This is a genomic window from Dyella thailandensis, from assembly GCF_050749815.1.
Lineage (GTDB): Bacteria > Pseudomonadota > Gammaproteobacteria > Xanthomonadales > Rhodanobacteraceae > Dyella_A.
The window spans coordinates 364,672-379,197 of the sequence record NZ_CP192735.1; the positions used below are offsets into that span (position 1 = coordinate 364,672).

A 14,526-nucleotide genomic window follows, 5' to 3' on the forward strand; every position below is an offset into this window, starting at 1 on the left:
CAACCCCCATGGCAGACGGCGGCATGACCCCCACGGAACCGAAGGTCGACAGCGAGCGCCCCGGCGCGCGCCTCGATCTTCGCGACATTGCGCGCAGCCCGGCCTCGCGGCAGTTGATGCTGCTGGTGGGCGTGGCGCTGGCGGTGGCGATGGGCGTGGCGGTGGTGCTGTGGTCGCGCGGCCCCAACTACGGCATGTTGTATGCGGGGCTGGACCAGAAGGACGCCGCCGCCATCACCCAGGCGCTGCAGGCGAGCAACACCCCGTACACCCTGGCCGGCGACGGCACCACCATCATGGCGCCGCAGGCCGATCTGGCGGCGATCCGTCTGCGCCTGGCCGGGCAGGGGCTGCCGCAGGGCAGCGCCAACAGCACCATCCTTCCGGCGGCCGATTCGCCGTTCGGCATGAGCGACATGGCCGAGCGCACGCGCTACCAGCAGATGCTGGAGACCGATCTGGGCAACACCATCGGCGCGCTGCAGTCGGTGCGTTCGGCGCGCGTGCATCTTGCGCTGCCCAAACCGTCGGCCTTCATTCGCGACAACCGCCAGGCCAGCGCTTCGGTGCTGGTCACGCTGTTCCCCGGGCGCCAGCTCGACGCCAGCCAGGTGGCGGCGATCGTGCATCTGGTGTCTTCCAGCGTGCCCGAGCTGGACGCCAAGCAGGTGTCGGTGGTCGATCAGCAGGGTCAGCTGCTCACCGGCGACGCGCCGGACAGCGCCGCGGCCGTCGGTGACACGCGCCTGCGCCTGGCCACGCGTATCGAGAACACCTACGCCCAGCGCATCGAGGAGTTGCTGACGCCGCTGGTCGGCGCCGGCAAGGTGCGCGCGCAGGTGTACGCCGATCTGGACTTCAGCCAGACCGAGAAGGCCACCGAAACCTACGATCACGATCACCCGGCGCTGCGCAGCGAGCAGACCAGCTCCGAGCAGCGCGTGGATGGCGCCGCCAATGGCGCCGTGCCCGGCGCGTTGAGCAACCAGCCGCCGAACACGGTGGCGCAGCCCACCGCGGCCAATCCGCAGGCTGGCGCGGCGCCCAACGGGGCCGCCAAGGGCGCCGCGGGTGCCAACGCTGCCAGCACCACCACGGTCACGCCCAGCGACACCTCCTCCAGCGCCACCCGCAACTACGAGCTCGATCGCACCATCAGCCACGTCAGCGATCCGGCCGGGCGGCTGTCGCGGATCAGTGTGGCGGTGGTGGTCGACAACAAGCTTGTCGGCAGCGGCAAGGACGCCAAGAGCGTGCCGTTCACCCAGCAGGAACTCGATCACCTCACCGAGCTGGCCAAGAACGCCGTCGGCTTCAACGCCGCGCGCGGCGACACGGTGAGCGTGGTGAACCAGCCGTTCCACCACGACGTGGCGGCCGACGGCGCGGGTGATTCGCCGATCCCGTTCTGGCAGCGCCCGGGCGTGCTCGACCTGATCAAGCAGGGCGGCGGCATCCTGGTGGCGCTGCTGGTGGCCTTCGGCCTGCTGCGTCCGCTGCTCAAGGGGCTTACCCGTGGCCCGGCGCGTATGGCCGAAGTACCCACCGCGCTGCCCTCGCCGATGCCGAAAGTTTCCGTGCGCGTGGACGATATCCCGGAGGACGAGCCCGCCCGCATCGGGCAGGCGATTGCCTACGAGCAGAAGATCCACATGGCCAGGCGTCTGGTGAGCGAAAACCCCAAGCAGGTCGCGCAGGTCGTGCGCAACTGGGTGGGCGACAATGGCTGAGCAGGTTTCCGAGGGCGCCCGCAACGCCGCCATCCTGCTGCTCACGCTGGGTGAGCAGGATGCGGCCGAAGTGCTCAAGCATCTCTCCGCCCGCGACGTGCAGGCGGTGGGCTCGGCGATGGCCGGCCTCACCAGCGTCACCCGCGACCAGGTCGAGCAGGTGCTCAACCGCCTCAATGAGGACGTCGGCCGGCAGACCGCGCTGGGCGTCGGCACCGAGGACTACATCCGCAAGATCCTCACCAACGCGCTGGGCGAGAGCAAGGCCGGTGGCCTGATCGACCGCATCCTGCTGGGTCGCTCCAGCAAGGGTCTGGAATCGCTCAAGTGGATGGAGAGCCGCGCGATCGCCGAGCTGATCAACCTGGAGCACCCGCAGATCATCGCGCTGGTGCTGGCGCATCTCGAACCGGACCAGGCCGCCGAAGTGCTCGGCTACCTGCCGCCGCGCACGCGCTCGGACGCGGTGATGCGCATCGCCACGCTCGACGGCGTGCAGCCGCACGCGCTCAACGAGCTGGACGAAATCATGGAGCGCCAGTTCTCCGGCAACTCTACCAAGCTCAAGTCCGCCAACGTGGGTGGCCTCAAGGCTGCCGCGGCCATCCTCAACGCGATGGAAACCAGCCGCGAGGCCGAGCTGATGGCGGCCATCCGCAGCCAGGACGCCGGGCTTGGCGGCAAGATCGAAGAGCTGATGTTCGTCTTCGACGATCTCGCCGGCCTGGACGACCGCAGCATGCAGACCCTGCTGCGCGAAGTGCCGTCGGCACGTCTCACCGTGGCGCTCAAGGGCGCCGAGCCGGCGATGCGCGAGAAGATCTTCGCCAACATGTCCAAGCGTGCCGCCGACATGCTGCGCGACGACCTCGAAGTGGCCGGCCCGGTGCGCGTGAGCGAAGTGGATGCCGCGCAGAAGGAAGTGCTGATGATCGCGCGCCGACTGGCCGATGCCGGCCAGCTCACCCTGGCCGGCGGCGGAGATGACTTCGTCTGATGGCCGCGCAGATCATCCGCGACACGTTTGCCGGCGCCGAGCGCTGGGAACTGCCCCAGGTGCACGACGCCGCGCGCAGCGAGCCGGTGAACGACCTGCCGGCGCCGCCCACCGTGGCCGATCTCGAAGCGCTGGAACGCCAGGCGCGTGACGAGGGTTACGCCGCCGGCCGTGCCGAAGGCATTGCCGATGCCGCGCGCGAGCAGCGCGCCGTGGTGGCGCGGCTGGAGTCGCTGCTGGAATCTGCCGCGCGTCCGCTGGCTGCGCTGGACGACGCCACCGAACAGGAACTGGCGCGTCTGGCCGTGGTGATTGCCCGCCGCGTGCTGGCGCATGAACTGGCCACCGCGCCCGAGCTGATCGTGCAGGCCGTGCAACAGGCGGCACGCGCGCTGCCTTCGGCAACGCGCGAACTGCGCGTGCGCGTGCACCCGGATGATCTGGCCGTGCTGCGCGAACACGCGGTGGCCGAAGAACACTGGCAGCTGCTGCCCGATCCCGCGCTGGCGCGCGGCGACTGCCTGCTGGAAAGCGAGCGCTCGCGCCTGGATGGCCGCGTGGAAACGCGTCTGGCCGCCGTGGTCGACGCCGTGCTCGGTCTGGACGAAGACGATGGCGACGAGGAGATCACCGCATGAGCGGCCATGCCGCCCGCGCCCGCGTGATCGAGCTTGCCGCGCATCCGGCGATGCGTTCGCGCGCGCGCCGGGCCGACGAGGCTGCGGCGCCGTGCGTGGCTCCATCGCCTCGCGACGAAACCGCCGATGCGCGCATTGCCGAGCGCGTCGCGCGACGCCGGGCGCGCGTAGTGCCCGTGTCGCAGGACGTGCGCGTGATGCGCTTCCGTCCCTGGCTTCCTGTGTTCCGGCTGTGGCGCCGCTGGCGCCTCGGCTACCCGCTTTCGCGCCTCTGGTGTGCTTCCGCGCGGTTGTCCTCCCGGTCTTCCTCCCCCGGCGGCGCGGTGCGACAGCCCAAGCGATCCCCCCGTCCCGTGGGCGCACACCGGCGGCGCGATCTTTCTGCCGTCACCACCCGCCGCCCGTCGCGCGGCCAGGCGCTGGCGCGATGAGCGCCGATCCGCTGGCGCTGCGCAGTGAGCGCTGGCGCGAACAGCTGGCGCGTCGCGGCCGTCGTGCTGAGGCATCGCATCCGCTGATCGTCGAAGGGCGGCTGCGTCGCGTGGTCGGCCTGACCCTGGAAGCCGAGGGCTGCGAGGCGGCGCTGGGCGCGCGCTGCCTGGTCGATACCGCCGAGGGTGACCAACTCGATACCGAAGTGGTCGGCTTCGCCGACGAACGCCTGCTGCTGATGCCGGTGGGCGAAATGCACGGCGTGCTGCCGAACGCCCGCGTGCGTCCCTGCGCGCGCGCCGGTGGCCTGCCGGTGGGGCAGGGCCTGCTGGGTCGCGTGATCGGCGCCGACGGCCTGCCGCTGGATGGCTTGGGTCCGCTCGACGCCGACGAACACGCGGCGCTCAAGGGCGAACCGATCAATCCGATGTCGCGCAAGCCCATCGACACCCCGCTGGACACCGGCGTGCGCGCGATCAACGCGCTGCTTACCGTGGGCCGCGGCCAGCGTCTGGGCCTGTTCGCCGGCTCCGGCGTGGGCAAGTCGACTCTGCTCGGCATGATGACCAAGTACACCGACGCCGACGTGGTGGTGGTCGGCCTGATCGGCGAGCGCGGCCGCGAGGTGAAGGAGTTTGTCGAGCACACACTGGGCGAAGAGGGCCGCCGCCGCGCGGTGATCGTCGCCGCACCGGCCGATGCGCCGCCGCTCAAGCGCCTGCGCGGCGCGCAGTACGCCACCGCGATCGCTGAGTGGTTCCGCGACCGCGGCCTGCGCGTGCTGCTGCTGATGGATTCGCTCACCCGCTACGCCCAGGCGCAGCGCGAGATCGCGCTGGCGATCGGCGAGCCGCCGGCGACCAAGGGCTACCCGCCGTCGGTGTTCGCGATGCTGCCGGCGCTGGTCGAACGCGCGGGCAACGATGCCGAAGGCCGCGGCTCGATCACCGCGTTCTACACCGTGCTCACCGAGGGCGACGACTACCGCCATGACCCCATCGCCGACGCGGCACGCGCCATTCTCGACGGCCATATCGTGCTCTCGCGCGATCTGGCCGAGGCCGGCCACTACCCGGCGATCGACATCGAGGCCTCGATCAGCCGCGTGATGCCGGCGGTGGCCAGGCGCGAGCACATGCGCGCGGCGCAGCGCTTCCGTCAGGTGTATTCGGCGTACCGCCAGCAGCGTGATCTGATCGCGGTGGGTGCGTACCAGAAGGGCTCCGATCCGCAGGTCGACCACGCCATCGTGATGTGGCCGCGCCTGCGCGCCTTCCTGCAGCAGGAAGTGGACGAACCGATGACGCTGGTCCAGGGCATCGAGGCGCTGCGCACGCTTACCGGTGAAGCCGACGCATGAGTTCACGCGCCGATCGCCTGCAGCCGGCCGTCGACCAGGCGCACAAGCGCCGCGACGACGCCATGCAGAAGCTCGCCGAGCAGCAGCAACGGGTGGCACGCGCGGAGCACCAGCTCGGCGAGCTCAAGCGCTACCGTCAGGATTACGCAGCGGGGCAGGGCGACGGCATGAGCGTCAGCGCGCTGCTCAATCGCCAGCAGTTCATCGAGCGCATCGACCGCGCCATCGAGCAGCAGCAGACCGAAGTGCAGCGCCAGTTGCGCCAGCTCGATCACGCGCGCGGCCAGTGGCGCGATGCGCATGCGCGCGAGCAGGCGCTGGACAGCGTGGTGAGCAATTACCGCGAGCTGGAGCGCAAGGCGGAAGACCGCCGCGAGCAGTCCGACATCGACGAACGCATGCAGCATCGCCGCCCGCCCGGGCTCGGCCGATAGCGCCGCCATTGCCCCCGGCAGTTGGCGCGAACCTTGCTGCAACTCTCTCACTGCCGACCGGCCGACGAATTTCCGACGAGGTTCCCATGCCCGCCACCGCCGCCCTTTCCGTGACCCCGACCATCACCTCCACGGCGCCTGCACCGGCCGAGCCGCGTGGCCCGACCGACGCCGGCCGCGCCTTCGACAGCCATCTGGATGCCGCACGCCAGCAGCGCGACGGCGACGCTCCCACCGATACCGCGTTGAAGGATACGACTGCGAACGACTCGTCCAGCGCCCGCGACGCCCACGCCAGCCGCAAGCGCGTGGACGGCGCCGACGCTGCCACGACGCCACAGGACACGTCCACGGCGACGGATGCGGCCAGCACCACCGCCACGACACCGGCCGTAGCGGCCGACCCGACGCAGCCAACGTCGGTCGCCGAGGCGCCTGCACCGGCCGCGGACGAGGGGCTGACGCCCGATGCGATCTCCGTCGCTGGTGCCATGCTCGCCCTGCTCGGCCAGGCAATGCCGGCCAATGCCTCGGCGGCCACCGGCGGCGCCGCCAAGGTGATGGCGGCCAGCGTGCTCAAGGCCTCGATGGGGCAGGCGCCCGCGGCGGGTCCGGCGGCTGAGGACGCGCAGGCGACGCTTGCAGGCAGCGGCGCGGACGGCACCACCGACGCGAGCGCCGCGCCGACTACCCAGGCAACGACCACCGGCACCGCGGCGCTGGCCGACGTGTTCGCCGCCGGCGCCACCAAGCTGGCCACGCACAAGGGAACGGACGGCCCGGCCGTGCAGGATCTGGCCGCGCTGCTCGGTACTGCGCCGCAGCCCACCGCCAACACCGGCGTGATGCCGCCGCACGCGCTGCACATCGCCAGCCCCGCCGGCAGCCCCGCGTTCGCGCAGCAGCTGGGCCAGCAGGTGGCTTGGCTCGGCAACCAGGACATCAAGCAGGCGAAGATCCGCCTGCACCCGGAAGAACTCGGCCAGGTCGACGTGAGCGTGCGCATGCAGCACGGCGGCCAGGTCGACGTGACGTTCGCCGCGCAGCACCCGGCCGCGGTACACGCGCTGCAGCAGTCGCTGCCGCAGCTCGATACGCTGCTCGCTCAGCACGGCCTGTCGCTGGGTCAGGCGCAGGTCGGGCAGCAGTCGTCCGGCGGCGGTGACGGTTCGCGCGGAGGCTCGGCATCCCTGGGTGGCGAAGGCGGTGAGGCCGCTGCCGACGATGCGCTGGCGGCGCCGGCTACGGTCAGCGCGGTGGGCCTGCTCGACACCTTCGCCTGAGTCGCCGTGTCGCGGCCCACTGCGTCGCGGTAACGGCACGCGCTAGGCTGGCGAGCGTTTCGTTTCGCAGGCGTGCTTCCGTGCAACTGGATTTCTCCTCGCTCGACCCCGCCGAGAGCTACCGCTGGCTCGCGTCCACCGTGACGCCGCGCCCGATTGCCTGGGTGTCCACGGTCTCCACCGCCGGGGTGAGCAACCTGGCGCCGTACAGTTTTTTCCAGGTGATCTGCGACGACCCGCCTACGCTGATGGTGAACGTGGGGCGGCTGCCGGGCGGTCGGATGAAGGACACGCTGGTCAATGCGCGCGACACCGGTCAGCTGATCATCCACCTGGTCAGTCACGGGCTGGCCGAAACCATGAACGCCACCGCCGCCACGCTGCCGCACGACGTCAGCGAGATCGAGCAGCTGGGGCTTGCCACGGTGCCGGGTGATCGCGTGGCGGTGCCGCGACTGCCGGCCGCGCCAGTGGCATTCGAATGCGAGGTGGCCGAGATCAAGCCGTATCCGGCCGAGCACCCGCGCCACTTCCTGATCTTCGCCCGCGTGCTGCTGGCGCATATCGACGACGCAGTCATGGCCGACGCGCGCCACGTCGATCCGGCTAGGCTCGACTTGGTCGGACGCCTGGGTGGCCCCTGGTACGCCACCACCCGCGACCGCTTCGGCATGACGCGCCCGCCGTGAAATAGCGCCCCCGGGCTACAATTGCCCGGATGACTTCCATGACTTTCGATCTCAAGGCCACCGACGGCGCGGCCCGTCGCGGGCAGCTGACCTTCGCCCGCGGCACCGTGCAGACCCCCGCGTTCATGCCGGTGGGCACCTACGGTTCGGTCAAGGCGATGACCCCGCGCGACATCGTCGACATCGGCGCGGAGATCATTCTCGGCAACACCTTCCACCTGTTCCTGCGGCCGGGGTTGGAGATCGTCGAGCAGTTTGGCGGGCTGCATAAGTTCATCGGCTGGAACAAGCCGATCCTCACCGACTCGGGCGGCTTCCAGGTGTTCTCGCTGGCGCACAAGCGCAAGCTGGCCGAGGAGGGCGTGACCTTCGCCTCGCCGGTGGACGGTTCCAAGGTGTTCCTGTCGCCGGAAGTCTCGATGAAGATCCAGACCGTGCTGGACTCGGACATCGCGATGATCTTCGACGAGTGCACGCCGTACCCGGCCACCGAGAAGGTCGCCAGCGAGTCGATGGAATTGAGCCTGCGCTGGGCCGAGCGCTCGCGGCGCGCCTTTGATGACCTGAAGAACCCCAACAACCTGTTCGGCATCGTGCAGGGCAGCGTGTACGAGCCGCTGCGCCGGCGTTCGGCCGAAGGGTTGGTGAACATCGGCTTCGACGGCTACGCGGTCGGCGGGCTGGCGGTGGGCGAGCCGGAGGCCGAGCGCAACCACACGCTGGATTTCACCGTCTCGCTGCTGCCGCAGGACAAGCCGCGCTACCTGATGGGCGTGGGCCGGCCGGAAGACATCGTGGAAGCGGTGCGCCGCGGCATCGACATGTTCGACTGCGTGATGCCGACGCGCAACGCGCGCAACGGCTTCCTGTTCGTGCCCGAGGGCACGCTGCGCATCCGCAACGCCAAGTTCGCCATGGACACGCGGGTGATCGAGGAAGGCTGCGACTGCTACGCCTGCGCCAACGGCTTCAGCCGCGCCTACCTGCGCCACTTGGACCGCTGCAACGAGATCCTCGCCAGCCAGCTGGCCACCATGCACAACCTGCGGCACTACCAGCGCCTGATGGCCGGCCTGCGCGGCGCGATCGAAGCCGGCACGCTGGAGGACTTCACCGCCGAGTTCTACGCCAGGCGCCAGCCGACGCCGTAACCGCCCACCGGCACCGAGACTCCCCTGTAGGAGCCCGCTCGCGGGCGATGCCTTCGCTCCTGATCCACAGCAAAGCCAAGAGCATCGCCCGCGAGCGGGCTCCTACAGCGGCGGCACGCCGTTCGCGGGAACCATCGCGCGTCGGCGCGCTCCTAGACAGCGGCGCCGGGAAGTGGCCGCAGTGCAGCCCCCGTGGGCGCATGGCATAATCCGGGATCTTTTATCAGGCGTTCGGCAGAAAATGCTGTCGGGGCCGCAACTTGCGAGACAAATCGATGAGTTTTGCCGTGACTTCCGTGATCGCCCAGGCCGCCCCCGCCGCAGCGGGCAACCCGATCATCAGCTTCCTGCCGCTGATCGGCCTGTTCGTGGTGTTCTACTTCCTGATGATCCGTCCGCAGATGAAGCGCCAGAAGGAGCACCGCACGATGCTCTCGGCGCTGTCGAAGGGCGATGAAGTGGTCACCAACGGCGGCATCGCCGGTCGCGTCGAAGAGGTGGGCGAGAGCTTCCTCACCGTCGAGATCGCACCGAACGTGAAGGTGCGCGTGCAGAAGGGCGCCGTGTCGCAGGTGCTGCCCAAGGGCTCGCTGAAGTCGGCTTGATATCCACGGCGCGCCCAGGCGGCGCGCCGTTCTCGTTTTCGACGTTACGCCGCCCGACGTGCGCGGCTTTGATGGATGCAAGGCATGAGTGATTTCCCCCGCTGGAAATACGCGCTGGTTGCGCTCGTTTTGGTGTTCGGCATCGTCTACGCATTGCCCAATGCCTTCCCGCCGGTGCCGGCAGTGCAGGTGCAGGCCAGCCACGCGGCCCCGCTGGATGCCGGCGTGCAGCAGAAGGTGGCCGATGCGCTGAAGCAGCAGAACATCGCCTACACCGGCCTGGCGATCGATGGCGACCACCTGGTGGCCAATTTCGCCAACGCCGACGTGCAGGCCAAGGCCTCGGACGTGATCAAGGCGGCGCTGGGCGACAACTACACCGTGGCACTGAACCTGGCGCCCACCGTGCCGGGCTGGCTGCGTGCGATCCACGCCAAGTCGATGCCGCTTGGCCTGGACCTGCAGGGTGGCGTGCACTTCCTGATGGCGGTGGACCAGGACAGCGTGATCGACAAGCAGGAAGAGCGTTACGCGGACGACATCCGCAACCTGCTGCGCCAGAAGAACATCCGTTACGACTCGGTGGTGCGTGCCGCCACCCGCGGCCAGGGCATCAACATCGCCCTGCGCTCGGACGCCGACCGCAACGCGGCGGCCACGGCAATCGCCAACGAGTACCCCGACCTCAACGTCAACAACGGCGACAGCACCGGTGACCGTTTCATGCTGAGCGCCGTGGTCAAGCCGCAGAAGCTGCGCCAGCTGGCGCTCGATGCGATCCGGCAGAACGTGGGCACGCTGCGCAACCGCGTCAACGCGCTGGGCGTGTCCGAGCCGGTGATCCAGCAGCAGGGCGAGAACCAGATCGTGGTCGAGCTCGCCGGCATGCAGAACCCGGCCGAGGCGAAGAAGGTGATCGGCGCCGTGGCCACATTGGAATACCACCCGGGCATCGGCTTCCCCGGTGATCCGCAGGCGGTGGAAGCGGACCGCACCAAGAACGTGCCGCCGAACGCGCGCCTGTACTACGAGCGCGGCACGCACCGTCCGGTGCTGGTGAGCAAGCAGATCATTGTCAGCGGCGACCAGCTGGCCGACGCCTCCTCCGGCACCGACCAGCAGTCGGGCATGCCCAAGGTGGACGTCACGCTCACCGCTGCCGGCGCCAAGAAGATGCTGGACTTCACCAGCAACAACGTCGGCAAGCCGATGGCGGTGGTCTACGTTGAGCGCGTCACCGACACCAAGATGGTCGACGGCAAGGAAGTGCGCACGCCGCGCATCACCGAAGAGGTGATCAGTGACGCCACCATCCAGGGCGTGTTCGGCAAGCAGTTCCAGACCACCGGCCTGTCCAGCCCGAAGGAAGCCTCCGAGCTGGCGCTGCTGCTCAAGGGCGGTTCGCTGGCCGCGCCGGTGGACATCGTGTCGGAGTCGGCGTTGAGCCCCAGCCTGGGCCAGGACAACATCAACAAGGGCTTCAAGGCGGTGATGCTGGGCCTGGCGCTGGTGCTGCTGGCCGCGGCGATCTACTACAAGCTGTTCGGTCTGGTGGCGGACATCGCGCTGTTCTTCAACCTGGTGATCCTGCTGGCGGTGATGTCGCTGATTGGCGTCACGCTGACCATGCCGGGCATCGCCGGTATCGTGCTGACGCTGGGCATGGCGATCGACGCCAACGTGCTGATCTGCGAACGCATCCGCGAGGAGCTGCGCAACGGCTCCACCCCGCACGCCTCGATCCGCGCCGGCTATGAGAAGGCCTGGGCGACCATCCTGGACGCCAACGTCACCCACCTGATCGCGGCGCTGGCACTGACCACGATGGGCTCGGGCCCGATCCGCGGCTTCGGTATCACGCTGCTGATCGGCATCCTGACCTCGATGTTCACCTCGGTGACCGTCACGCATGCCATCACCGCGCTGATCCACGGCCACCGCAAGCTCAAGACGCTGTCGGTGTAGTTGTTGTGCGAGCGATGACCCGTCGTGGGCCATCGCTCGCTCGCCTGGTGCGGCGCATGTCCGCCCCAGGCTCCGCGAAACGGATGGTTCCGTTGCGCGCCCGGCCATCCATGGCCGGAATCCCCTGAAGGAATGTTTCATGGAAATCTTCAACCACAACGCCAACGTCAACTTTCTGGGCATGCGCAAGTTCAGCATCGGCCTGGCCGTGCTGCTGATGCTCGCCTCGATCGGCCTGATCTTCACCAAGGGGCTGAACTACGCGCTGGACTTCACCGGCGGTATCTCGGTGGAAGTGAGCTACCCGCAGCCCACCGACGTGGGCCAGGTGCGCGCTGCATTGCAGAAGCACGGCTTCGAGAACCCGCTGGTGCAGAGCCTGGGTGGCTCGCGCCAGATGTCGATCCGCCTGCAGGCCAAGGAAGACACCGCCAACGCCGCCGGTAACGCCAGCAGCTCCACCGCCGCCGACAAGGTCGCCAACGACGTGCTGGCAGCGCTTAAGACCGAGCAGCCCGGCGTGGTGATGACCAGCCACAGCTTCGTCACCTCGGCAGTGGGCGACGAGGTGAAGAGCGACGGCTCGATCGCCGCGATCTTCGTGATCATCGGCATTGGCCTGTACCTGTGGATCCGCTTCGAGCGCCGCTTCGCGATCGCCGCACTGGTCACCGAGGTGCACGACGTGCTGGTGACGCTGGGCGTGATCGCCCTGGTGCAGCGCGAGTTCGACCTCACCGTGCTGGCCTCGGTGCTGGCGGTGATCGGCTACTCGATCAACGACAAGGTGGTGGTGTTCGACCGCATCCGCGAGCTGTTCCGCCTCGCCCGCAAGGCCGAGCCGGAGGAGATCCTCAACCGATCGATCAACACCACGCTGTCGCGAACCATCATCACCTCGCTGTTCACCGGCATCACCATGGCCGCGCTGTACTTCATCGGCGGTCCGGCGGTGGAAGGCTTCGCGGTGACGATGCTGATCGGCATCGTGGTCGGTACGCTTTCGTCGATCTTCGTGGCCAGCCCGATCCTGCTGTGGCTGGGCGTGTCGAAGAAGGACCTGATGCCGGTCACCAAGGAAAACCCAGAGCTGGCGCGCCGTCCATAAGCGCTGCACCGCTGCGACGAAAAGCCCGGCCTCGGCCGGGCTTTTTTTTGGCTGCCGGGCGGCGACGGCTTCTCAACTTTCCGTCGGCTGCGCCGATAGAGCCCGTGTTGCAGAAACCGATTTCTCTCACGAGGCACCCCACGCCATGATGGCCATCATCGGTACGCTCGTCGTTCTTGTCTGCGTGACGGGCGGCTACCTGTTGTCCCACGGCCACCTGCTGGCGCTGTGGCAGCCCTATGAACTGCTGATCATCGGCGGCGGCGCGCTGGGCGCCTTCCTGATCGCCAATCCCGCACCGATCGTGAAGAAGTCCTTCATGGGTGCGCTGGGCTTGGTCAAGGGGCCAACCTACAAGCAGCAGGATTACGTCGACCTGCTGTCGCTGCTGTACGACATCTTCAGCGTGGCCCGAAAAGAGGGCCTGCTGGGCCTGGAGCAGCACATCGAGGATCCGCAGGCGAGCCCGATCTTCTCGGCCTATCCGCGGCTGGTGCGCGAGCATCACCTGATCGAATTCCTTACCGACTGCCTGCGCCTGATGGTCAGCGGCAGCATGAACGCCCACGAGCTCGAGCCGCTGCTCGATTTCGAGCTGGAAACCCACCACCGCGAGGCCGAGGCGCCGGCGATGGCCGTGGCCAAGGCGGCTGACGCGCTCCCTGGCTTCGGTATCGTGGCGGCGGTGCTCGGCATCGTCACCACCATGTCGCAGCTCACCGGCGACACCTCGCAGATCGGCGAACACATTGCCGGCGCGCTGGTCGGTACCTTCCTCGGCATCCTGCTGTGCTACGGCTTCATCGGACCGCTCGGCTCGGCCATGGAGAACCGCGTGCAGGAAGACTCGCGCGCGTTCGAGTGCGTCAAGGTGGCCCTGATCGCCAACCTTCGCGGTTACAACCCCAAAGTGGCGGTGGAGTTCGCGCGCAAGTCGCTGTCGGCGCAGGCGCGTCCGAGCTTCAGTGATTTCGAGGCCCACCTGAAGGATGGCCGCGCGGGAGCGACCCGGTGAGCGACGATTCCGAATCGGTCATCGTCGTCCGGCGCATCAAGCGCGTCACCGGACACGGCCATCACGGCGGCGCGTGGAAGGTGGCCTATGCCGACTTCGTCACCGCGATGATGGCGTTCTTCCTGGTGATGTGGCTGATCGGCGTGGGCACGCGCGAGCAGCGCGCGGCGATCTCCGAGTATTTCAAGAACCCCAGTGCCGACCCGGGCACCGCCACCGTGGCGCCGCCGGGCAAGATGGGGCCGGGCGGGGCGAGCGACAGCGCAATCCAGCTAGGCGGCGCGATGGATCTGCCGCGCGGCAAAGGCGACGACCGCCGCAACACGCCACCGGCGACGTCGAAGGAGGCCATCGAGAAGCAGGCGCGCGCACAGGAAAAGGCGCGTCTGGACGAGCTGATGAACCAGCTGCACGCCGCCATCCAGAGCAGCCAGGCGCTGGCGCCGTTCAAGGACCAGCTGCTGCTGGACATCACCTCCGAAGGCCTGCGCATCCAGATCGTCGACAAGCAGAACCGCCCGATGTTCGACACCGGCAGCGCACGGCTGAAGGACTACACCGTGGACATCCTTCACGAGCTGTCCGGCTTCATCAATCGCGTGCCCAACCCGATCAGCATCTCCGGCCACACCGACGACGCGCCGTATTCCAGCGACCACACCTACGGCAACTGGGAACTTTCGGCCGACCGCGCCAACGCGGCGCGCCGCGCGCTGCTGGAGGGTGGCCTGCAGGACAGCAAGATCGCCCGCGTGGTCGGCCTGGCCGCGTCGGTGCCATTCGACAAGAACCATCCGAGCGCGGCGATCAACCGGCGCATCAGCATCGTGGTAATGACCCAGCAGGCCGCCGATGCGGCCAAGTCACCCGAGCTCGGCAGTAAGCTCCCCCCGCTGCCGCAGCCCATCCGCGCCGCCGACACCGGCGCCCCCACACTGCCCACACTGACCGCACCGCCGCCGAACAAGGCCATCTGAGCCGCCGCGGACACAGCCCGCCGTTGCCTCCCCCGCGCCTCTATAGGAGCCCGCTCGCGGGCGATGCTTTACGCTCCAAATCGAGATCAAACCAGGAGCATCGCTCGCAAGCGAGCTCCTACGAGGGCGCGTTGATGCCAGC

General features: G+C 68.6%; 14 protein-coding genes. All 14 read left to right on the top strand.

The annotated features are described in order from the left end of the window. The first annotated feature begins 8 nt into the window (after nt 1–8). The 14 genes from fliF (at nt 9) to motB (ending at nt 14,384) form a co-directional block, all read left to right on the top strand. Nucleotides 9–1,730: a flagellar basal-body MS-ring/collar protein FliF gene (gene fliF / locus ACQVBX_RS01590; protein ID WP_431636152.1), complete on the top strand. Its 1,722-nt coding sequence runs from the start codon at nt 9–11 to the stop codon at nt 1,728–1,730. Continuing rightward, entirely contained in the window at nt 1,723–2,727 is a 1,005-nt protein-coding gene (fliG, locus tag ACQVBX_RS01595; protein WP_431636153.1) for a flagellar motor switch protein FliG, read from the top strand. Before fliF ends, fliG begins: the two co-directional genes overlap by 8 nt. Further along, nucleotides 2,727–3,365 carry a FliH/SctL family protein gene (locus ACQVBX_RS01600; protein ID WP_431636154.1) on the top strand — a complete coding sequence of 213 codons (639 nt, stop codon included), beginning with the start codon at nt 2,727–2,729 and terminating at the stop codon, nt 3,363–3,365. The genes fliG and ACQVBX_RS01600 overlap by 1 nt, the downstream gene beginning before the upstream one ends. Then, entirely contained in the window at nt 3,362–3,796 is a 435-nt protein-coding gene (locus ACQVBX_RS01605; RefSeq protein ID WP_431636155.1) for a hypothetical protein, read from the top strand. The genes ACQVBX_RS01600 and ACQVBX_RS01605 overlap by 4 nt, the downstream gene beginning before the upstream one ends. Next, nucleotides 3,793–5,157 (top strand): flagellar protein export ATPase FliI, encoded by a 1,365-nt coding sequence (fliI, locus tag ACQVBX_RS01610; protein WP_431636156.1) that lies wholly within the window; start codon nt 3,793–3,795, stop codon nt 5,155–5,157. The genes ACQVBX_RS01605 and fliI overlap by 4 nt, the downstream gene beginning before the upstream one ends. Then, entirely contained in the window at nt 5,154–5,591 is a 438-nt protein-coding gene (fliJ, locus tag ACQVBX_RS01615; RefSeq protein WP_431636157.1) for a flagellar export protein FliJ, read from the top strand. Before fliI ends, fliJ begins: the two co-directional genes overlap by 4 nt. An 86-nt stretch (nt 5,592–5,677) precedes the next feature. After that, nucleotides 5,678–6,874 carry a flagellar hook-length control protein FliK gene (locus ACQVBX_RS01620; protein ID WP_431636158.1) on the top strand — a complete coding sequence of 399 codons (1,197 nt, stop codon included), beginning with the start codon at nt 5,678–5,680 and terminating at the stop codon, nt 6,872–6,874. A gap of 80 nt (nt 6,875–6,954) precedes the next feature. Further along, nucleotides 6,955–7,563: a flavin reductase family protein gene (locus tag ACQVBX_RS01625; RefSeq protein ID WP_431636159.1), complete on the top strand. Its 609-nt coding sequence runs from the start codon at nt 6,955–6,957 to the stop codon at nt 7,561–7,563. Nucleotides 7,564–7,592: 29 nt separating this feature from the next. Next, nucleotides 7,593–8,714, top strand: a complete 1,122-nt coding sequence (gene tgt, locus ACQVBX_RS01630; protein WP_431636160.1) for a tRNA guanosine(34) transglycosylase Tgt — start codon at nt 7,593–7,595, stop codon at nt 8,712–8,714. A 275-nt stretch (nt 8,715–8,989) separates the two neighbouring features. Further along, complete coding sequence (yajC, locus tag ACQVBX_RS01635; protein ID WP_431636161.1) at nt 8,990–9,319, top strand: preprotein translocase subunit YajC; 330 nt, start codon at nt 8,990–8,992, stop codon at nt 9,317–9,319. Nucleotides 9,320–9,403: 84 nt separating this feature from the next. Continuing rightward, nucleotides 9,404–11,284, top strand: a complete 1,881-nt coding sequence (gene secD / locus ACQVBX_RS01640; RefSeq protein WP_431636162.1) for a protein translocase subunit SecD — start codon at nt 9,404–9,406, stop codon at nt 11,282–11,284. Between the two features lie 139 nt (nt 11,285–11,423). Beyond that, nucleotides 11,424–12,392 (top strand): protein translocase subunit SecF, encoded by a 969-nt coding sequence (secF, locus tag ACQVBX_RS01645; RefSeq protein ID WP_431636163.1) that lies wholly within the window; start codon nt 11,424–11,426, stop codon nt 12,390–12,392. Between the two features lie 145 nt (nt 12,393–12,537). Continuing rightward, nucleotides 12,538–13,407: a flagellar motor stator protein MotA gene (gene motA, locus ACQVBX_RS01650; protein WP_431636164.1), complete on the top strand. Its 870-nt coding sequence runs from the start codon at nt 12,538–12,540 to the stop codon at nt 13,405–13,407. Further along, the gene (motB, locus tag ACQVBX_RS01655; protein WP_431636165.1) at nt 13,404–14,384 is read left to right on the top strand and encodes a flagellar motor protein MotB; all 981 of its coding nucleotides are present in this window, start codon (nt 13,404–13,406) and stop codon (nt 14,382–14,384) included. Before motA ends, motB begins: the two co-directional genes overlap by 4 nt. Nucleotides 14,385–14,526: the final 142 nt, after the last annotated feature.